Annotated in this window: 13 protein-coding genes, 2 tRNA genes and 1 pseudogene; 14 read left to right on the forward strand and 2 right to left on the reverse strand. The window is 38.0% G+C overall.

Annotation, left to right across the window (positions count from 1 at the left end):
- Nucleotides 1–29 precede the first annotated feature (29 nt).
- The 9 genes and pseudogenes from HMPREF9010_RS18890 to HMPREF9010_RS18855 all read left to right on the forward strand — a co-directional run bounded on the left by HMPREF9010_RS18890 (nucleotide 30) and on the right by HMPREF9010_RS18855 (nucleotide 9158).
- Nucleotides 30–899 carry a DUF58 domain-containing protein gene (locus tag HMPREF9010_RS18890; protein WP_008647535.1) on the forward strand — a complete coding sequence of 290 codons (870 nt, stop codon included), beginning with the start codon at nucleotides 30–32 and terminating at the stop codon, nucleotides 897–899.
- Complete coding sequence (locus HMPREF9010_RS18885; protein WP_004312449.1) at nucleotides 899–1987, forward strand: hypothetical protein; 1089 nt, start codon at nucleotides 899–901, stop codon at nucleotides 1985–1987. The genes HMPREF9010_RS18890 and HMPREF9010_RS18885 overlap by 1 nt, the downstream gene beginning before the upstream one ends.
- Nucleotides 1988–2036: 49 nt before the next feature.
- Complete coding sequence (locus HMPREF9010_RS18880) at nucleotides 2037–3020, forward strand: vWA domain-containing protein (RefSeq protein ID WP_004295974.1); 984 nt, start codon at nucleotides 2037–2039, stop codon at nucleotides 3018–3020.
- Between the two features lie 45 nt (nucleotides 3021–3065).
- A complete protein-coding gene (locus HMPREF9010_RS18875) occupies nucleotides 3066–4094 on the forward strand; it encodes a VWA domain-containing protein (RefSeq protein ID WP_004295973.1) in 1029 nt (342 codons plus the stop codon).
- A gap of 8 nt (nucleotides 4095–4102) precedes the next feature.
- Nucleotides 4103–4827 (forward strand): annotated as a pseudogene (locus tag HMPREF9010_RS0124110) (tetratricopeptide repeat protein).
- 31 nt (nucleotides 4828–4858) lie between these two features.
- A complete protein-coding gene (locus HMPREF9010_RS18870) occupies nucleotides 4859–6688 on the forward strand; it encodes a BatD family protein (RefSeq protein ID WP_008647538.1) in 1830 nt (609 codons plus the stop codon).
- 18 nt (nucleotides 6689–6706) lie between these two features.
- The gene (locus tag HMPREF9010_RS18865) at nucleotides 6707–7540 is read left to right on the forward strand and encodes a tetratricopeptide repeat protein (protein ID WP_008647540.1); all 834 of its coding nucleotides are present in this window, start codon (nucleotides 6707–6709) and stop codon (nucleotides 7538–7540) included.
- Nucleotides 7541–7668: 128 nt separating this feature from the next.
- Nucleotides 7669–7959: a hypothetical protein gene (locus tag HMPREF9010_RS18860; protein WP_004295969.1), complete on the forward strand. Its 291-nt coding sequence runs from the start codon at nucleotides 7669–7671 to the stop codon at nucleotides 7957–7959.
- A gap of 77 nt (nucleotides 7960–8036) precedes the next feature.
- Entirely contained in the window at nucleotides 8037–9158 is a 1122-nt protein-coding gene (locus tag HMPREF9010_RS18855; RefSeq protein WP_008647542.1) for a universal stress protein, read from the forward strand.
- 241 nt (nucleotides 9159–9399) lie between these two features.
- On the opposite strand, the gene HMPREF9010_RS18850 is transcribed toward HMPREF9010_RS18855, so the two are convergent.
- Together HMPREF9010_RS18850 and gyrA are read right to left on the reverse strand one after the other, a co-directional pair.
- Nucleotides 9400–10614, reverse strand: a complete 1215-nt coding sequence (locus tag HMPREF9010_RS18850; protein WP_004295966.1) for a tetratricopeptide repeat protein — start codon at nucleotides 10612–10614, stop codon at nucleotides 9400–9402.
- 32 nt (nucleotides 10615–10646) lie between these two features.
- A complete protein-coding gene (gene gyrA / locus HMPREF9010_RS18845; RefSeq protein ID WP_008647545.1) occupies nucleotides 10647–13223 on the reverse strand; it encodes a DNA gyrase subunit A in 2577 nt (858 codons plus the stop codon).
- Between the two features lie 357 nt (nucleotides 13224–13580).
- On the opposite strand from gyrA, the gene HMPREF9010_RS18840 reads away from it, so the two are divergent.
- The 5 genes from HMPREF9010_RS18840 (at nucleotide 13581) to HMPREF9010_RS18820 (ending at nucleotide 21005) form a co-directional block, all read left to right on the forward strand.
- Entirely contained in the window at nucleotides 13581–16109 is a 2529-nt protein-coding gene (locus HMPREF9010_RS18840) for an ATP-dependent Clp protease ATP-binding subunit (protein ID WP_008647546.1), read from the forward strand.
- A 134-nt stretch (nucleotides 16110–16243) separates the two neighbouring features.
- Nucleotides 16244–18289: a molecular chaperone HtpG gene (gene htpG, locus HMPREF9010_RS18835; protein WP_004306065.1), complete on the forward strand. Its 2046-nt coding sequence runs from the start codon at nucleotides 16244–16246 to the stop codon at nucleotides 18287–18289.
- Between the two features lie 171 nt (nucleotides 18290–18460).
- A complete protein-coding gene (locus HMPREF9010_RS18830; RefSeq protein WP_008647548.1) occupies nucleotides 18461–20758 on the forward strand; it encodes a patatin-like phospholipase family protein in 2298 nt (765 codons plus the stop codon).
- A 79-nt stretch (nucleotides 20759–20837) separates the two neighbouring features.
- Nucleotides 20838–20911: transfer RNA gene (locus HMPREF9010_RS18825), tRNA-Arg, on the forward strand.
- A 20-nt stretch (nucleotides 20912–20931) separates the two neighbouring features.
- Nucleotides 20932–21005 (forward strand) — tRNA-Arg (locus HMPREF9010_RS18820).
- Nucleotides 21006–21075 lie beyond the last annotated feature (70 nt).

Below are 21075 nucleotides of genomic sequence, written 5' to 3' on the forward strand. Positions count from 1 at the left end.
TAACTACCTACTAATTAACTACTGTATAAATGGAAACAAGTGAAATACTAAAAAAAGTTCGCCAAATTGAAATAAAGACACGAGGATTGTCTAACAATATCTTTGCAGGCCAGTATCATTCGGCTTTCAAAGGTAGGGGTATGTCATTTTCGGAAGTCCGTGAATATCAATTCGGTGATGATATACGTGACATAGACTGGAATGTGACTGCGCGCTTCAATAAACCTTATGTGAAAGTGTTTGAAGAAGAACGTGAACTGACAGTTATGTTAATGGTTGATGTTTCCGGAAGTTTGGAATTTGGTACGATCAAGCAGTTAAAGAAAGATATGGTGACGGAAATCGCTGCTACTCTTGCTTTCTCTGCCATCCAGAATAATGATAAAATAGGTGTGATTTTCTTTTCAGACCGGATAGAGAAGTTTATTCCTCCCAAGAAAGGACGTAAACATATCTTGTATATTATCCGTGAATTAATTGATTTCCAACCGGAAAGCCGTCGCACAAATATTCGTCTTGCCTTGGAATATTTGACAAACGTAATGAAAAGGCGTTGCACTGCATTTATCTTATCAGATTTTATTGACCAGGAAAGCTTTAAGAATGCGCTGACCATTGCTAACAGGAAACATGATATAGTAGCATTGCAAGTATACGACAGGAGAGTCAGTGATCTTCCTCCAGTAGGACTGATGCGAATCAAAGATGCAGAAACTGGGCATGAACAATGGATTGACACTTCTTCCAAAGCTGTACGCCGGGCACATCGCGACTGGTGGATACAAAAGCAGACTGAATTGAACGATACTTTTACCAAAAGTAACGTAGATGCTGTATCCGTCAGAACCGATCAGGATTACGTAAAGGCATTGTTGAATTTATTTGCCAAACGAAATTAATGGAATCAAAGATGAATAGAAATATTATTCTGATAGCATTATTAGGTCTATTGTTTGTCAGTAAAGCAGTAGCACAGTCTGTTACAGTAGAAGCAAAAATTGATTCACTGCAGATACTGATCGGCGAACAGGCGAAAGTGCAACTGCAAGTAGCCATGGATGCCAAACAGCGTGCTATTTTTCCTGCTTACACTGATACACTGGTAAGAGGTGTAGAAATTATAGAAACAGTCAAACCAGATACCCAATTCCTGAATGATCGTCAGCGGATGGTGATTACGCAGGAGTACATTATCACTTCTTTTGACTCTGCTCTATATTATCTCCCGCCAATGCCAGTTACCGTAGATGGGAAAGTGTACAACTCCAAAGCTCTCGCATTAAAAGTATATTCAATGCCGGTTGACACCTTACATCCGGACCAGTTCTTCGGACAAAAATCTGTGATGAAAGCTCCTTTTGCATGGGAAGACTGGTATGGATTGATCGCTTGTTCATTCTTGGCTTTACCTTTGCTTGGTTTGCTGATCTATCTGATTGTTCGCATACGTGATAATAAACCGATTATCCGTAAAATTAAAGTTGAACCTAAATTGCCGCCACATCAGGCTGCAATGAAAGAGATAGAACGTATCAAGACAGAGAAGGTGTGGCAGAAAGGGCAATCGAAGGAGTACTATACCGAACTTACCGATGCTATTCGTACATATATTAAGGATCGTTTCGGATTTAATGCATTGGAAATGACTTCTTCTGAAATAATTGATCAGTTACTGGAAATGAATGATAAAGAGGCCATATCAGACCTAAAACTATTGTTCCAGACTGCTGATTTAGTGAAGTTCGCCAAGCATAATCCTCAGATGAATGAAAACGATGCCAATTTGATTAATGCCATTGATTTTATCAATGAGACCAAACAACCGGAAGAGGAAAATCAGAAACCGCAACCAACGGAAATCACTATTATTGAGAAACGTTCTTTACGTGTTAAAGCTATGCTGATTTGTGGAATTGCATTGTTATCAGCAGCATTGATCGGTACCTTTATATATATAGGTCTACAGTTATACAATCTTTTTGTATAAAGGATGTATAGCTTAATACTAAATAGTAAACTGTTAAATCATAAATAAAATGGTTTTTGCCAATATTGAATATCTGTTTTTGCTATTATTGCTTATACCGTATATTGTATGGTATATCCTGAAGCAAAAGAAAAGTGAAGCAACTCTTCAAATTTCAGATGCCCGGGTATATGCGCATACACCTAAAAGTTATAAGAATTATTTGTTGCATGTTCCATTTCTATTACGCTGCCTTGCTTTAGTACTGGTTATTTTGGTTCTTGCACGCCCGCAAACTACTAATAAGTGGCAGAACAGTGAGATAGAAGGAATTGATATTATGCTGGCTATCGACGTTTCTACCAGTATGCTGGCTGAAGACTTGAAGCCGAACAGACTGGAAGCTGCTAAAGACGTAGCTGCAGAGTTTATCAATGGACGTCCCAATGATAATATCGGTATTACATTATTTGCAGGAGAAACTTTCACCCAATGTCCGTTGACTGTAGACCATGCTGTATTATTGGATATGATACATAATATCAAATGTGGTCTTATCACTGACGGTACTGCTGTCGGTATGGGTATTGCAAATGCTGTAACCCGCTTAAAAGATAGCAAAGCGAAATCCAAAGTTATTATCCTATTGACGGATGGTACAAATAACAAGGGAGATATTTCGCCTATGACAGCGGCAGAAATAGCAAAAAGCTTTGGTATTCGTGTATATACCATCGGAGTAGGTACCAATGGAATGGCTCCTTATCCTTATCCAGTCGGAAATACGGTGCAATATGTAAGTATGCCGGTAGAAATTGATGAAAAGACATTGACAGAGATTGCCGGAACGACAGATGGTAACTATTTCCGGGCTACGAGCAACTCGAAGCTTAAAGAAGTATATGAAGAAATTGATAAACTGGAAAAGACGAAACTGAATGTAAAAGAGTATAGTAAGCGGGACGAAGAATATCATTGGTTTGCTTTAGCAGCTTTCCTCTGTGTCTTGTTGGAAGTACTATTACGTAATTCGGTACTCAAGAAAATTCCATAAGGATGTTTGTCAATCGTTATTTGCCAATCATAAAATAGTAAGAAGATGTTTCGATTTGGAGAACCTACATATTTATATTTATTGTTGCTATTACCTTTTTTAGCAGCTTTCTACTTGTATTCCAATTACAAGAGGAGAAAGAATATCCGACGTTTCGGAGATCCGACTTTGTTGGCTCAGTTAATGCCTGACGTATCCAAATATCGTCCGGATGTAAAATTCTGGATTATTTTTGTTGCTATTGGTTTGTTCTCCGTATTACTGGCACGCCCTCAATTCGGTTCAAAACTGGAAACGGTTAAACGCAAGGGAGTAGAGGTAATTATTGCTTTGGACATTTCAAACTCTATGTTAGCGCAGGATGTACAGCCTAGCCGTTTAGAAAAAGCAAAAAGATTAATATCCAGATTAGTAGATGAGCTTGATAATGATAAGGTAGGTATGATTGTATTTGCCGGTGACGCTTTTACACAGCTGCCAATTACAAGTGACTATATTTCCGCTAAGATGTTCTTAGAATCCATTAGTCCTTCGTTGATTTCTAAACAGGGTACAGCTATTGGGGAAGCAATCAATCTGGCAGCTCGTAGTTTCACTCCGCAAGAAGGGGTAGGACGCGCCATTATTGTTATTACTGATGGTGAAAATCATGAAGGTGGTGCAGTGGAAGCTGCCAAAGCTGCGGCAGAAAAGGGTATTCAGGTAAGTGTATTGGGAGTAGGTATGCCTGATGGCGCTCCAATACCGGTGGAAGGAACGAATGATTACCGCCGCGACCGGGAAGGTAATGTGATTGTTACCCGTTTGAATGAAGCTATGTGTCAGGAAATTGCAAAAGAAGGAAAAGGTATATATGTACGAGTAGATAATTCTAATTCAGCCCAAAAGGCCATCAATCAAGAAGTGAATAAAATGGCGAAATCTGATGTAGAGTCGAAAGTATATACGGAGTTTAACGAACAATTCCAGGCTATTGCATGGGTTATTCTACTATTGTTATTGGCAGAAATCTTAATTCTGGATCGCAAAAATCCTTTATTTAAGAACATTCACCTGTTTTCTAATAAGAAATAGTTATACGTATGTTAAAAAGTAAATATATTCTATTCGCTGTATTTCTGTTAGCGGCAGCTGGTGTATCGGCTCAGAAAGCAGAACGCGACTATATCCGTAAGGGAAACCGTCTGTTTAATGATAGCGTATTTGTTGATGCAGAGGTGAACTATCGGAAGGCCTTGGAAGCTAATCCCAAGTCTACGGTATCCATGTATAATCTGGGAAATACCCTTTCGCAACAGCAAAAGTTTCAGGATGCCATGGAACAATATGTATCGGCCAGCAAAATAGAAAAAGATAAAATAGAAACTACGCCCATATTTATCACAATATGGGAGTAATTTTCCAGGCTGGTAAAGACTATGCCAAAGCTGTAGATGCATATAAAATGTCACTGCGTAATAATCCTACCGATCATGAAACCCGGTACAATTTGGCTCTCGCACAGAAAATGCTGAAAGACCAACAAAATCAGCAGAATCAAGATCAAAATCAGGACCAAAACAAAGATCAGCAAAAGCAAGATCAGAAACAGGACCAGAATAAAGACAAACAGAAGGATCAGAAACAAGATGAAAAGAAAGATCAGCAGCAACCACCGAAATCTGAAAAGAAACAAGACAATCAGATGTCAAAGGAGAATGCTGAACAATTACTGAACTCTGTCATGCAGGACGAAAAAGATGTGCAGGATAAAGTGAAGAAGCAACAAAAAGTTATGCAAGGCGGTCGCTTGGAAAAAGATTGGTAATATAAAGTTGATGATATAAATTTCATAAGCAATGAAAAAACTGATTATTATATTGATGGCATTGATAGCATATAGCACTCATGTGTTTGCTGATAAGGTGTCTTTTACTGCTTCTGCTCCTGATGCAGTGGTAGTAGGCGAACAATTCAGGCTGTCGTATATTGTAACTACACAAAAAGTGAAAGATTTTCGGGCACCATCAATCAAAGGTTTTGATGTATTGATGGGCCCAAGCCGTTCACAACAAAGTAGTACTCAAATAGTGAATGGTAATGTTACATCTACTAGTAGTATTACATTTACATACATATTAATGGCTAATAATGCCGGAGAATACACAATACCCGGTGCCTCCATTGTTGCCGATGGTGACCAAATGGTGTCAAACTCAGTAAAGATTAAAGTATTGCCACAAGATCAAGGTGGCAATAGCGGACAAAATAATAGTAGTAGTGGTTCTATACATTCCTCATCTGGTACAAGTGTCTCTAATCAGGACCTTTTTATTATGGCAAGTGCCAGTAAAACAAATGTGTATGAACAGGAGGCTTTTGTCCTGACCTATAAAATATACACCAGAGAATCCAACTTACAACTTAATAATGCGAAATTGCCCGACTTTAAAGGTTTCCATTCTCAAGAAATAGAAATGACAACCAATGCAAGATGGACTCCGGAGCATTATCAGGGACGTAATTACTATACAACGGTTTATCGCCAGTTTGTTCTCTTCCCGCAACAATCAGGAAAGCTATATATTGATCCGGCACAGTTCCAGATGACTATCGGAAAACCTGTGCAATCAGATGATCCTTTTGATGCCTTCTTCAATGGAGGAAATAATGTCATTGAAATTAAAAAAAATATTTCCACTCCTAAGATAGCAATAAATGTCAATCCGCTTCCTACGGGTAAACCTGCAGATTTTTCAGGTGGAGTGGGAGAGTTCAATATATCTTCTTCTATCAACAGTAAGGAACTGAAAACCAATGATGCTATTACTATTAAACTGGTAATATCCGGTACAGGTAACCTGAAGTTGATTTCTAATCCGGAAATTAAATTCCCGGATGATTTTGAAGTATATGATCCCAAAGTAGACAATCAAGTCAGATTAACCCGGGAAGGACTCACAGGCAATAAAGTTATTGAATATTTAGCAATTCCGAGACATGCCGGAACATATAAGATTCCGGGAGTATCTTTCAGCTATTTTGATATTCGCTCCAAGTCTTACAAAACACTGAAAACAGAAGATTATGTAGTAAATGTTGAGAAAGGTGCAGGTAATGCGGATCAAGTAATTGCTAACTTCACGAATAAAGAGGACTTGAAAGTATTAGGTGAAGACATCCGTTATATCAAACAGAATGAAGTTACTCTCCAACCTAAAGGAAGTTTCTTCTATGGTTCAATGACATATTGGTTATTCTATATCATTCCGGCTCTTGCCTTTATTATTTTCTTTATTATTTATCGTAAGCAAGCTGCTGAAAATGCAAATGTTGCTAAAATGCGTACGAAGAAAGCAAATAAAGTGGCAACGAAGCGTATGAAGCTTGCAGGAAAATTACTCTCCGAAAATAAAAAAGATGCTTTCTACGATGAGGTATTAAAGGCATTGTGGGGATATATAAGTGACAAACTGAATATTCCGGTATCTCGTTTATCTAAAGATAATATTGAAGAGAAACTAAGAAATCACGGAGTAAATGAGGAACTAATCAAAGAATTCCTGAATGCATTGAATGATTGTGAATTTGCACGGTTTGCTCCAGGTGATGAGAATCAAGCTATGGATAAAGTTTATTCTTCTTCAATAGAAGTAATAAGCAAAATGGAGAATTCAATAAAACATTAACCCAGAAGAGATTATGTCATGAAAAAGATATTATTTTTTATATTATTATCAATGTCGCTTACTTGTTTCGGACAAGATTCGTTAAGCATTGATACTAGACAAACGAATGGAGTTGATTCTATCCACGCTTCGCATACCACATTTTCCAGTAATACACTGGAAGATGCAACAAAAGCTGAAGGAGATTCCGCATATATAAAAGAAGATTATGCAGCAGCTATTCAGATATATGAAGCATTACTGAAAAATGGAGAAGCTGCCGACGTCTATTACAATCTGGGAAATAGTTATTATAAAATAGGGGAGATAGCGAAAGCTGTTTTAAATTATGAGCGTGCTCTGCTATTACAACCAGGAAATGGTGACATCCGTGCTAATCTTGAAGTGGCACGTGCAAAAACAATAGACAAGGTTGAACCTGTTCCTGAAGTATTCTTTGTTTCATGGATCAAATCTCTGACAAATAGTATGAGTGTAGATGCATGGGCCACATGGAGTATTGTCTCCTTTATTCTATTGATTATCGCTTTCTATTTCTTTATATTCTCCAAACAGATTATGTTAAAGAAAATAGGATTCATATCAGGAATCATTTTGCTGATTGTCACTGTTTGCTCTAATCTTTTTGCTTCGCAACAAAAAGAGCATTTGGTTAATCGAAGTGAGGCGATAGTAATGAATCCGAGTGTAACAGTACGAAGTACTCCAAGTGAGAGTGGGACTAGCTTGTTTATTCTCCATGAAGGGAGAAAGGTAAGTGTCAAAGACAACTCTATGAAAGAATGGAAAGAAATTCGACTGGAAGATGGAAAAGTCGGGTGGGTACCTGCTTCTGCTATCGAGGTGATATAAAGGTCATTAATAGATTTTATATATTCAAGAAAAAAAGATAAGCAAATAATTTGTTTTATCTTTTTTTTTGCTTAAGTTTATAGCGTGATAAAAAAATCACATAGTATTAACCATTAAATTTATGAGACATGAGAACAATAACGTTTAATGAACTTCGTAAAATTAAAGATTCATTGCCTAGCGGTAGCATGCATAGAATAGCAGACGAACTTGGTTTGCACGTAGATACAGTGCGAAACTTCTTCGGAGGACACAATTTCAAGGAGGGAAAAAGCGTCGGAATACATCTCGAGCCCGGTCCAGATGGTGGGCTTGTAATGTTGGATGACACGACCGTTCTTGATCGGGCTTTAAAAATCCTAGATGAATTGAATATGAGTATGCAAAAAGAACAGGCTACCGAATCTGTGCAAGTTTAAAATATAACAAACTGAATCCCAATTGAATCAAACAATTGGGATTTCTTATTTGTTTTCACCTTATAAAATGTACATTTATGGAAGACAAATTAGTAACCCTGGCCATTCTGACATACACCAAAGCGCAGATCTTAAAGAATGTCTTGGAAAATGAAGGTATAGAAACCTACATTCATAACGTTAATCAAATACAACCGGTTGTTTCATCGGGAGTGCGTTTACGAATTAAAGAAAGCGATCTGCCACGTGCTTTGAAAATAACAGAAAGTTCTACATGGCTGTCTGAAAGTATAGTGGGAGAGAAGGAGCCCAAAGTAGAAGATAAATCAAATAAGATTTTAATTCCCGTCGACTTCTCTAATTATTCGATGAAAGCATGTGAATTTGCATTCAACCTGGCAAAAACAGAAAATGCAGAAGTCATCCTGTTGCATGTCTATTTCACGCCTATTTATGCATCGTCGTTGCCTTATGGGGATGTTTTCAATTACCAGATTGGAGATGAAGAATCTGTAAAAACGATTATCCAAAAAGTCCATTCTGATCTCAATGCTTTATCAGAGAAGATAAAAGAAAAAGTTGCATCAGGCGAATTTCCCAACGTTAAATATAGCTGCATCTTACGTGAAGGTATTCCAGAGGAGGAAATCTTAAGATATGCTAAAGAACAGCGTCCTATGGTTATCATTATGGGTACCCGAGGCAAAAATCAGAAAGACATTGATTTAATTGGCAGTGTAACCGCTGAAGTTATTGACAGGAGTCGCACGGCTGTATTGGCTATTCCGGAAAATACACCATTTAAACAGTTTAGTGAAGCAAAACGGATTGCCTTTATTACCAATTTTGATCAAAGAGATCTAATTGCTTTCGAGGCATTCTTTAATACTTGGAAATCATTCCATTTTTCTGTATCTTTGATACACCTTACAGATTCTAAAGATACCTGGAATGAAATAAAACTAGCAGGTATAAAAGAATATTTTCACAAGCAATATCCGGGGCTTGAAATTCATTATGACGTAGTGATGAATGATAATTTATTAAAAGGACTTGATCAGTATATCAAAGATAATCATATAGATATAATCACTTTGACTTCTTACAAAAGGAATATATTTGCTCGATTATTTAATCCAAGTATTGCCAGAAAAATGATTTTCCATTCAGATACACCATTGCTTGTTATTAACAGCTGATCAAATCAGGCAAAAAATGAGCATCCAAGATTAGGGAATAATAAGTATTATGTTTAATAGAAAAAGGAGTAATATAATGACCTTACTCCTTTTTCTATTTTTATTTAAATGAAGAAATTTACCTGTTCCACTTAAGTCCATATCAAATATAAGATTTTTCAATTACTACTTTAAACTATTGAATAAAAAAAAGAAGACTACTATTTCTAATAGCCTTCTTATATTTTTTCAGAAAACGATCTTACTTCATCATCTTATCGATTTCTTCGAATTCAGGTCCCATATTCAAGTTATAGTAAACTCTGTAAAGACCTTGCAACCATAAATCTTGTTGATCGGGTTTTAAAGCTCTGGCTTTTTCATAGAATGGTTTAGCTTCTTCGTAGAATTTCTTAACCACAGCTTGTGCTTCAGCGTACTTAGGATCATTGATATCTGTTGTTGCTTTATCAGCATAATCCTGTGCTTTCATCAAATATACCAAACCTACATTAGAGTATGCTTCTGCATATTCCGGATCAGCAGCAATAGCTTTTTTGTAGTATTCGATTGCATTATCATATTCTTTCATATTATGATAAAGATATGCTTTTACATACAAATACAACTTGTTATTCGGATCATTAGCTAACATTCTATCAGCAAACTCCATAGCTTTAGAAGCTTGATTAGAGCTATTATAATAATCAACCAAATTAGCGAAGAAATAATCATTTCCAGGGAACTTAAGGATACCCTCTTCCAAAGACTTAATCCATGCAGCAGTATCACCTTTAGCTTTATAAGCATCAGCCATCAATTGCATTGCAAATTTACCTCCATCTTTATCGGATAAAGCCATAGGAGCATATTTAATGATCGCATCTTTATCACCTACTCTATCAGCAGCTAATGTTGCATAATAAGCAATTTGCGGAAGAAGAGTATCGTTTTTAGCCAATTCTTTATCAGCTAACATCGGATAAGAAGCTGACTCTACATAGGTTGCAAAGAACTTCAAAGCCTCTTTATTCTTGTCCAGGTTGAAATACTGAATACCACCATTAATCAAATTAGGACGTTCAGCCAACATACTGGAAGCATTAGCCTTCCGATATTTGTTTTTAACTTTTCCCTTTTCATTAGGTATTTCCGCTAATTCATCACACTTATTATAGTACTCATACATTTTCAGAATACTATTGTATACTTTCAATGTATCATACGGTTTCTTCAAAAAAGCATTTTTCATTTGCTCCTCGTTGATACGTCTCTGAATAAATCCAGCAACGTCCCATGTGTCAGCAAGATCCTTCGTTTCAGGATTCTTCATAGCCTCCTTAATAAGCTGTTCAGCCTGCTTAAAATTAGGTTTTACGTCATTAGCCATACTCTTTGCTTCTTTCACATTCTTCATCTGAGCGAATGAGAAGCTAACAGCCATCAATAAAACCATAGAAAATAATACTCTTTTCATGATTGTTGTTTGATTAATTATTAATATTATGTCTATTCCTCAATTTCGTTATTGCTTTCGTTTTCATTTACGTCCGCTGCATCATCAATATCAGGAACATCAGCATTCGGATCACTCACGATTGTACCCTCTGCCTCTCCTGCCGGAATTTCATCTTCAAGACTTTCTGTCATAACCTTACATACCGAACCAATCTGGTCGTTACGTTTTTCAAGATTTATCAGACGAACGCCTTGAGTAGCACGGCCCATTATACGAACATCCGCTACCTTCAAACGAATAGTGATACCAGACTTATTGATAATCATCAAGTCATTTTCATCGGTTACCGACTTGATTGTTACCAACTTACCTGTCTTTTCGGTAATATTCATGGTCTTCACACCCTTACCTCCACGGTTCGTTTTACGATAGTCTTCAATTTCAGAACGTTTACCATATCCTTGTTCGGAAACTACCATTACAGATTCTGTCTCCAAATCTTTGATACAAATCATTCCTACTACTTCATCCTGACCATCATTATCCAACGTAATACCACGTACACCTGTTGCTGTACGTCCCATTACACGAACTGCTGCCTCATGGAAACGAATTGCACGACCATTGCGGTTTGCAATGATGATTTCATTATTTCCATTCGTCATACGAACTTCAATTACGCTATCATCTTCGCGGATAGTTATAGCATTTACACCATTCTGACGAGGACGAGAATACTGTTCAAGCAATGTCTTCTTTATTACACCTTTCTTAGTACAGAATAATACATAGTGGCTATTGATAAACTCGGAATCCTCTAAACTCTTCACACGCAAGTATGCAGTTACATTATCATCCGAATCAATATTCAACAAGTTCTGAATAGCACGGCCCTTAGAATTCTTCGTTCCTTCAGGTATTTCATATACTTTCAGCCAATAACACTTACCCTTTTGTGTAAAGAACATCATGGTATTGTGCATGGTAGCAGGATAAATATGCTCTACAAAGTCTTCATCACGGGTTTCCGTACCTTTCGAACCTACTCCACCACGATTTTGTGCACGGAATTCGGTCAACGGTGTACGTTTAATATAACCCATATGAGAAATTGTAATAATCATCTGATCATCTGCATAGAAGTCTTCCGGATTAAATTCTTCTGAAGAATAAACAATTTCAGAGCGACGTACATCTCCATATTTCGCTTTGACTTCTAACAATTCCTCTTTCATTACCCGACGACATACTTCATCATCAGCCAGAATACTTTCCAAATAAGCTATCTGCTTCATTATTTCTTCGTATTCCGCATGAAGCTGATCCTGCATCAGACCGGTTAACTGACGCAAACGCATTTCTACAATTGCACGAGCCTGAATTTCTGTCAGGTTAAATCGCTCAATCAAGCCTGTTATTGCGTCATTCGGAGTTTTTGCAGCACGAATGATACGAATTACTTCATCAATATTATCTGAAGCAATAATCAAACCTTCAAGAATGTGCGCACGCTCTTTCGCCTTACGAAGATCGAACTGAGTACGACGAATAACAACTTCGTGTCTATGCTCAATGAAATATTTAATTAAATCTCTTAGATTCAACGTTTTTGGACGTCCATGAACCAAAGCCACATTGTTAACGCCAAAAGAGGTCTGCAAAGCTGTCATTTTATAGAGTTTATTCAACACTACACTTGCATTTGCATCACGTTTTATGTCAATAACAATACGCATACCATCACGGTCAGACTCATCGTTGGCATTTGAGATACCTTCTATCTTCTTATCATTTACAAGATCAGCAATATATTTAATCAGTTCGGCCTTATTTACATTATAAGGAATCTCTGTTATTACGATCTTGTCATGTGTTTGTCCGCTTTCAATTTCAGCTTTCGCACGCATAATTACACGTCCGCGACCTGTCAAATATGCTTCGCGTACACCACTCACACCATATATATATCCGCCAGTAGGGAAATCCGGTGCTTTAACAAATTCCATCAGTTCCTCTACCGTAATTTCCGGATTATCAATATATGCATCACATGCTTCAATCACTTCCGAAAGATTATGAGGAGGCATATTGGTAGCCATACCAACAGCAATACCGGATGCTCCGTTCACCAGAAGGTTCGGGATACGCGTCGGCATCACCTTAGGTTCCACCAGCGTATTATCAAAGTTAGGCTCAAAATCAACGGTTTCCTTATACAGGTCATCCATCATTGCTTCACCCAACTTATTGAGACGAGCTTCTGTATAACGCATAGCAGCAGGGCTATCACCATCCACAGAACCAAAGTTTCCCTGTCCATCTACCAAAGGATAACGCATTGCCCATTCCTGCGCCATACGTACCATTGCAAAATAAACAGAAGAATCCCCATGAGGATGATACTTACCAAGTACCTCACCCACGATTCTCGCTGACTTTTTATAAGGTTTGTCTGAAGTATTGCCTAATTCCATCATTCCGTATAAAATTCTACGGTGAACAGGCTTAAATCCATCTCTAACATCCGGAAGGGCACGCGAAACGATGACCGACATGGAGTAGTCAATGTACGATGACTTCATTTCCTCCTCGATGTTAATCTTTATAATTCTGTCTTGTTCAAGCATTTAAAATGATTATTAATTATACATTCTACGGTTTGTGAAAAACCACGCTAAAGTACTACTTTTCCCCGATATACGAAAGTTTTTAGAAAGAAAGTTTTATCATGACCGGGACGATAACCCGCCAAACTTTAAAATACGAAAATAAAAAGATAAAAACGATAAATATAATATGGAAAGATAAATAACATCGGTAAAAAAGAGCCTGTTATTTGTTATACCTTATATATATAATACAAATACACTGTTTTTATGGCACGCCATTTGTAGATATAAGAAATAAAGCAAATATTGCAATACAAACTTGATTAAATGCGTATATTTGCCAGTGAATAACCCTTAGAAGAAAAGGAAAAAAGTATGAATAATCAATTCTCACAAAGAGTTTCCGACATTATCGTCTATAGTAAGGAAGAAGCGAATCGGTTGAGAAGTAGGTATATAGGTCCCGAACACCTGCTTCTGGGAATACTCCGTGACGGTGAAGGAAAAGCTATCGAGATATTGTCTAAACTCAACACCAATCTGGCTGCTATAAAGCAACAGATTGAAGCTCAGCTGAAGGCAGAAGCTGATGAAATGTTATTGCCTGATGCAGAGGTGCCGTTATCTAATGATGCGGCAAAGATATTAAAAATGTGTATTTTAGAAGCTCGTGGAATGAAAAGTAACATCGCTGATACAGAACATGTATTATTGGCTATTTTAAGAGAAAAAAACAATATGGCGGCTTCCGTACTTGAAGCAAACGATATAAACTACGTGAAAGTACTGGAGCAAGCTACATTGCAGCCGGATATCAATTCCGGCATGGGCTTTTCGGAAGACGATGAGGATGACGAAGAAATGTCTTCTCCTCGTTCCGGCAGAGGTGGCTCGGATGAACGCCAACAGGCACAAACCGCTTCCAAGAAGCCGTCTAATGATACGCCGGTACTTGACAATTTCGGTACTGACATGACAAAAGCGGCAGAAGAAGGACGGTTGGATCCTGTTGTGGGCAGAGAAAGAGAAATCGAACGTTTAGCGCAGATATTAAGTCGACGCAAAAAGAATAACCCAATTCTGATTGGTGAACCCGGTGTAGGAAAATCAGCGATTGTTGAAGGTCTTGCATTGAGAATCATTCAGAAAAAGGTTTCGCGTATCCTGTTTGATAAACGAGTCGTTGCTCTTGACATGACTGCTGTTGTGGCAGGAACAAAGTACCGTGGACAATTTGAAGAACGTATCCGTTCCATTCTCAATGAATTGCAGAAGAATCCGAATGTTATATTATTCATTGATGAAATTCACACGATTGTAGGCGCAGGCTCTGCAGCAGGCTCTATGGATGCCGCCAATATGCTAAAGCCAGCATTGGCAAGAGGAGAAATACAATGTATCGGTGCCACCACTCTTGATGAATATCGTAAGAATATTGAGAAAGATGGCGCATTGGAACGTCGTTTCCAAAAAGTAATCGTAGAACCGACTACTGCTGCCGAAACTCTGCAGATTTTGCGTAATATCAAGGATAAGTATGAAGATCATCACAATGTGTATTATACAGATGAAGCATTGGAAGCATGTGTCAAGCTGACAGACCGCTATATCACAGATCGTAATTTCCCTGATAAAGCCATTGATGCTTTAGATGAAGCCGGCTCACGTGTACATCTTACTAATGTCAATGTACCCAAAGAGATAGAAGAACAGGAAAAGCTGATCGAAGAAGCTAAAAACAAGAAAAATGAAGCCGTAAAATCGCAGAATTTTGAACTTGCAGCCAGCTTCCGTGATAAGGAGAAAGAACTTTCTATCCAATTGGATGAGATGAAAAAAGAATGGGAAGCCAATCTAAAAGAAAACAGGCAAACTGTTGATGCAGAAGAAATTGCCAATGTTATCTCAATGATGTCAGGCATTCCAGTACAACGAATGGCACAGGCCGAAGGCATCAAGCTAGCAGGTATGAAAGAAGATTTGCAAGCTAAAGTCATCGCACAAGACACAGCGATAGAAAAGCTGGTCAAAGCCATTTTGCGAAGCCGTGTAGGACTCAAAGATCCTAATAAGCCCATTGGCACGTTTATGTTCTTAGGTCCGACAGGAGTTGGTAAAACTCACCTAGCAAAAGAGTTGGCCAAGTATATGTTCGGTTCTGCCGATGCACTGATTCGTATCGATATGAGTGAATATATGGAAAAGTTCACTGTTTCACGCTTGGTTGGGGCACCTCCGGGATACGTAGGATATGAAGAAGGTGGCCAGCTGACAGAAAAAGTGCGCCGTAAACCATACTCTATTGTATTGCTTGATGAAATAGAAAAAGCACATCCGGATGTATTCAATATCCTGCTTCAGGTAATGGATGAGGGTCGTCTGACTGACAGTTATGGCAGAATGGTAGATTTCAAAAATACCGTTATTATCATGACTTCCAATATCGGAACCCGCCAGCTGAAAGAATTTGGACGTGGTGTTGGTTTTGCGACACAAAGCCGCCTGGATGATAAAGAATTCTCGCGAAGTGTTATACAAAAAGCTCTAAATAAATCATTCGCGCCTGAATTCATCAATCGTGTAGATGAGATTATCACGTTTGATCAACTTTCTCTGGAAGCGATAACAAAGATTATAGACATAGAGCTAAAAGGATTGTACGATAGAATAGAATCTATTGGTTACAAGCTTGTTATTGAAGATAAGGCGAAAGAATTCATCGCTAGCAAGGGATATGACGTACAATATGGCGCCCGTCCTTTGAAGCGCGCAATTCAAACCTATCTGGAGGATGGTTTATCCGAGCTCATCATTTCCTCGTCTTTAAAAGAGGGAGATACTATTCAAGTAACCCTTAATGAAGAAAAAGGCAAATTGGAGATGAAAGTTGTTTCTCCGGAATAGAGTTATTTCCTGAATAAGAAAATAATTTAATATGCCATAATGTCAGACCTTCGGGTCTGGCATTTTTTTTGTCTCTGTATGGACAAATATCAATTAAAATTAATCAATAGATAAACTAAAAAAATATACGTATTATGCAAAAAGGTAATATTGGGGTTACAACAGAAAACATTTTCCCTATCATTAAAAAGTTTTTGTACAGTGACCATGAGATTTTTCTGCGCGAGTTAGTATCCAATGCGGTAGATGCCACTCAGAAGCTGAATACGCTTGCTTCTATTGGCGAATTCAAAGGTGAACTGGGTGACTTAACTGTTCACGTTGAATTAGGCAAAGATACTATTACCATTTCTGACCGTGGTATCGGTTTGACTGCAGAAGAAATAGAGAAGTACATCAATCAAATAGCTTTCTCTGGAGCTAATGACTTCCTGGAGAAGTATAAGAACGATGCAAATGCCATTATCGGACATTTCGGACTTGGCTTCTACTCTGCCTTTATGGTTGCAAAGAAAGTGGAGATTATCACTAAATCATACAGAGACGATGCAAAAGCCGTAAAATGGACTTGTGATGGCAGCCCTGAATTCACTATTGAAGAAATAGAAAAAGCCGACCGTGGATCAGATATCATCTTATACATTGATGACGACTGCAAAGAATTCCTCGAAGAAGCACGTATCTCCGAACTTCTGAAGAAATATTGCAGCTTCCTTCCTGTTCCTATTGCATTTGGAAAAAAGAAAGAATGGAAAGATGGCAAACAGGTAGAAACGGCTGAAGATAATATAATCAATGATACCACTCCTTTGTGGACACGCAAACCTAGCGAACTTTCGGATGAAGATTACAAATCATTCTATAGCAAGCTATATCCGATGTCTGATGAACCACTCTTCTGGATTCACCTGAATGTGGATTATCCATTCCATCTGACTGGTATCCTCTACTTCCCGAAGGTAAAGAGCAATATTGAATTAAATAAGAACAAGATTCAGTTATATTGCAATCAAGTATATGTAACAGACTCTGTTGAAGGCATTGTGCCGGACTTCCTGACTTTGTTACATGGAGTAATAGATTCTCCGGATATTCCGTTGAACGTTTCCCGTTCATACTTGCAAAGCGACTCAAACGTGAAGAAGATTTCAACTTATATCACCAAGAAAGTTTCCGACCGTTTACAGTCTATATTCAAGAATGATCGTAAGCAGTTTGAAGAAAAGTGGAACGACTTGAAAATATTTATCAATTATGGAATGCTCACACAAGAGGATTTCTATGATAAAGCGCAAAAATTCGCCCTTTTCACCGATACAAATGACAAACATTACACATTCGAGGAATATCAGACCCTTATTAAAGATAACCAGACAGACAAAGATGGAAATCTAATCTATCTGTATGCAAATAACAAGGACGAACAATACAGCTATATTGAGGCTGCAACCAATAAAGGCTATAATGTCTTGCTCATGGATGGCCAGTTAGATGTAGCTATGGTAAGTATGTTGGAGCAAAAGCTTGAGAAATCCCGTTTCACCCGTGTAGACAGTGATGTTGTTGACAATCTGATTGTAAAAGAAGACAAGAAAGGTGAAACTCTGGAAGCCAACAAACAAGATGCAATCACAACAGCCTTCAAGAGCCAATTGCCTAAAATGGATAAGGTTGAATTCAATGTGATGACGCAAGCGTTGGGAGAAAATTCGGCTCCGGTCATGATTACTCAAAGCGAATATATGCGTCGTATGAAAGAAATGGCAAATATTCAAGCCGGAATGAGCTTCTACGGTGAAATGCCTGACATGTTCAATCTGATCCTGAATTCAGACCACAAGTTGATAAAACAAGTATTGAATGAAGAAGAGAATGCCTGTCAAGCAGAAGTAGCTCCGATACTCTCCGAAATGGATAACGTCAACAAACAACGTAATGAGTTGAAAGACAAACAGAAGGATAAAAAGGAAGAAGACATCCCAACAGCTGAAAAAGATGAATTAAACGATCTCGACAAGAAGTGGGATGATCTGAAAAGCAAGAAAGAAGCTATCTTTATCGGCTATGCAAGCAATAACAAAGTTATCCGCCAGCTTATCGATCTGGCCTTACTTCAAAACAATATGTTAAGAGGTGAAGCTTTGAATAACTTCGTAAAACGTAGCATTGAGCTGATTTAATATCGCCCCTTTAAACATTACACATACTTCAAGAAAGAGCATTCAACGTTAAATACACGTTGTAATGCTCTTTTTCAATTTAAAACGATCGGCAAAATATCGATTAATTGAAAAGTATTGTATATATTTGAACACTTAATAGACAAAAAATTCAATTGTTTGATTTGGGTTATGAGAAAGATTTTTTTAGTGTTCATTACTTTATGGCTGATCATCCCGGCTATCCATGCCCAAAAAGTAGGACTTGTATTAAGCGGTGGTGGCGCCAAAGGAATGACGCACATCGGCATCATTCGCGCATTGGAAGAAAACAACATCCCTATTGACTACATTGCTGGTACTTCCATGGGAGCCATTATCGGCTCCTTGTATGCCATGGGATACTCTCCTGACGACATGGTAGAACTGCTCAAATCGGAGGACTTTAAACGATGGTATTCCGGAGAAGTGGAAGAGAAATACGTATATCATTTCAAAAAGAATCTTCCCACTCCCGAATTTCTCAATATTCGTTTTTCATTCAAAGATTCACTGAAGAGTTTAAAACCTCAATTCCTGCCTACCAGTGTTGTCAACCCGATTCAAATGAATCTCGTGTTTGTTGACCTATATGCACGTGCTACGGCCGCTTGTAAGGGAGATTTTGATAAACTTTTTGTTCCTTTCCGTTGCATTGCGTCCGATGTGTACAATAAAAAACAGTTAGTCATGAAGGAAGGAGATTTAGGAGATGCCGTCAGAGCTTCCATGAGCTTCCCTTTCATGTTTAAACCCATTGAAATAGACAATGTACTGGCCTACGATGGAGGTATCTATAATAACTTTCCCACGGACGTCATGAGAGATGATTTTCATCCGGATGTCATTATAGGAAGCGTTGTATCCACCAATCCCACTAAACCCAAGGAAAATGACCTCATGAGTCAAATTGAGAATATGGTGATGCAGAAAACCGACTATTCTATTCCGGACTCTATGGGGATTTTAATGACGTTCAAATATGACAACGTCAATCTGATGGATTTTCAACGCATCGACGAATTACATGATATAGGATATAATCGAACCATCAGCATGATGGATTCTATCAAAAGCCGTATCCATCGGCGTGTGAATCTGGACAATATTCGTTTAAGGAGAATGGTATACCGTAGTAATTTCCCGGAACTACGTTTTAAAAATATCATCATTGATGGAGCTAATCCACAACAACAGGCATATATGAAGAAAGAATTTCATAAGTCGGATAACAAAGAATTCACCTATGAAGATTTAAAGCAAGGTTATTTTCGATTGCTATCAGATAAAATGATTTCAGAAATCATACCGCATGCAATTTATAATCCGGAAGATGACACCTATGATCTGCATTTAAAAGTCAAACTGGAAAACAACTTTGCTGTACGGCTGGGAGGTAACATATCCACCTCCAATTCGAATCAGATCTACCTGGGACTTAGTTATCAGGACTTAAACTACTATGCCAAAGAGTTTATTCTTGACGGGCAACTTGGAAAGGTATATAACAACGTGCAATTTATGGCAAAAATAGACTTTGCCACTGCCATTCCTACCTCGTATCGTCTTATAGGTTCGATCAGTACTTTCGACTATTTTAAGAAGGACAAACTTTTTTCGCGAAATAACAAACCGGCCTTTAACCAGAAAGACGAACGTTTCTTGAAATTACAGGTTGGATTACCTTTCCTTTCGAGCAAGCGAGCAGAGTTTGGAGTAGGAATTGCAAGAATAGAGGATAAATATTTTCAAAAAAGTGTCATTGACTTCGGAAATGACAAATTTGATAAAAGCCGCTATGATTTATTTGGTGGATCAATTAGTTTTAATGGAAGTACTCTTAATTCCAAACAATATCCTACACGTGGATACAGAGAAGCCCTTGTAGCCCAGATTTTCGTTGGAAAAGAACGATTCTATCCGGGCGAAGGAAGTACGACCAGTAACAACAAAGATCATCACTCCTGGCTGCAATTATCTTATATGAAAGAGAAATATCATAATATGAGTGAACATTGGGTTTTAGGATGGTATTTGAAAGCCCTGTATGCCTCCAAAAACTTCTCCGAGAACTATACGGCCACAATGATGCAAGCTGGAGAGTTTTCTCCTACATTACATAGCAAATTGACTTACAACGAAGCCTTTCGTGCCAATCAATTTGTCGGAGCCGGCATTCGGCCTATTTACCGTTTAAGCCAGATGTTCCATCTTCGGGGAGAATTTTATGGTTTTATGCCTATTTATCCAATCGAAAAAAACTCGTTGAATAAAGCATATTACGGAAAAGCTTTCTCCAAGTTTGAATATTTAGGAGAAATTTCTGTTGTATGTCAATTGCCTTTTGGAGATATCTCTGCATATATAAATCATTATAGCTCACCGAAAAGGGAGTGGAATGTCGGACTAAGTATAGGTTTACAACTATTCAATTATCGGTTCATAGAATAATTTTCTACAAAAAAAGTCGGTGAAAAGCTTGCTAATTCGGGAAAAGTCCGTATCTTTGCACCCGTTAAAACAAAATAACGGTCGCGTAGCTCAACTGAATAGAGTAGCTGACTACGGATCAGCCGGTTACAGGTTTGAATCCTGTCGCGATCACTTTTTTGAATTAACAGAATGGCCGCGTAGCTCAACTGAATAGAGTAGCTGACTACGGATCAGCCGGTTACAGGTTTGAATCCTGTCGCGGTCACTGAAAAATTTACAAGTTATATTATTTGAGGTCGCGTAGCCCAACTGAATAGAGTAGCTGACTACGGATC

The sequence above is a fragment of the Bacteroides sp. 3_1_23 genome (assembly GCF_000162555.1).
GTDB classification, from domain to species: domain Bacteria; phylum Bacteroidota; class Bacteroidia; order Bacteroidales; family Bacteroidaceae; genus Bacteroides; species Bacteroides ovatus.

What these genes read in the sequence shown, in the direction of transcription:
- HMPREF9010_RS18860 (WP_004295969.1), top strand. Translation starts at nt 7,669, where the DNA reads ATGAGAACAATAACGTTTAATGAACTTCGTAAAATTAAAGATTCATTG.
- htpG (WP_004306065.1), top strand. Translation starts at nt 16,244, where the DNA reads ATGCAAAAAGGTAATATTGGGGTTACAACAGAAAACATTTTCCCTATC.
- HMPREF9010_RS18830 (WP_008647548.1), top strand. Translation starts at nt 18,461, where the DNA reads ATGAGAAAGATTTTTTTAGTGTTCATTACTTTATGGCTGATCATCCCG.
- HMPREF9010_RS18870 (WP_008647538.1), top strand. Translation starts at nt 4,859, where the DNA reads ATGAAAAAACTGATTATTATATTGATGGCATTGATAGCATATAGCACT.
- HMPREF9010_RS18880 (WP_004295974.1), top strand. Translation starts at nt 2,037, where the DNA reads ATGGTTTTTGCCAATATTGAATATCTGTTTTTGCTATTATTGCTTATA.
- HMPREF9010_RS18885 (WP_004312449.1), top strand. Translation starts at nt 899, where the DNA reads ATGGAATCAAAGATGAATAGAAATATTATTCTGATAGCATTATTAGGT.
- HMPREF9010_RS18840 (WP_008647546.1), top strand. Translation starts at nt 13,581, where the DNA reads ATGAATAATCAATTCTCACAAAGAGTTTCCGACATTATCGTCTATAGT.
- HMPREF9010_RS18865 (WP_008647540.1), top strand. Translation starts at nt 6,707, where the DNA reads ATGAAAAAGATATTATTTTTTATATTATTATCAATGTCGCTTACTTGT.
- gyrA (WP_008647545.1), bottom strand. Translation starts at nt 13,223, where the DNA reads ATGCTTGAACAAGACAGAATTATAAAGATTAACATCGAGGAGGAAATG.
- HMPREF9010_RS18890 (WP_008647535.1), top strand. Translation starts at nt 30, where the DNA reads ATGGAAACAAGTGAAATACTAAAAAAAGTTCGCCAAATTGAAATAAAG.
- HMPREF9010_RS18850 (WP_004295966.1), bottom strand. Translation starts at nt 10,614, where the DNA reads ATGAAAAGAGTATTATTTTCTATGGTTTTATTGATGGCTGTTAGCTTC.
- HMPREF9010_RS18875 (WP_004295973.1), top strand. Translation starts at nt 3,066, where the DNA reads ATGTTTCGATTTGGAGAACCTACATATTTATATTTATTGTTGCTATTA.
- HMPREF9010_RS18855 (WP_008647542.1), top strand. Translation starts at nt 8,037, where the DNA reads ATGGAAGACAAATTAGTAACCCTGGCCATTCTGACATACACCAAAGCG.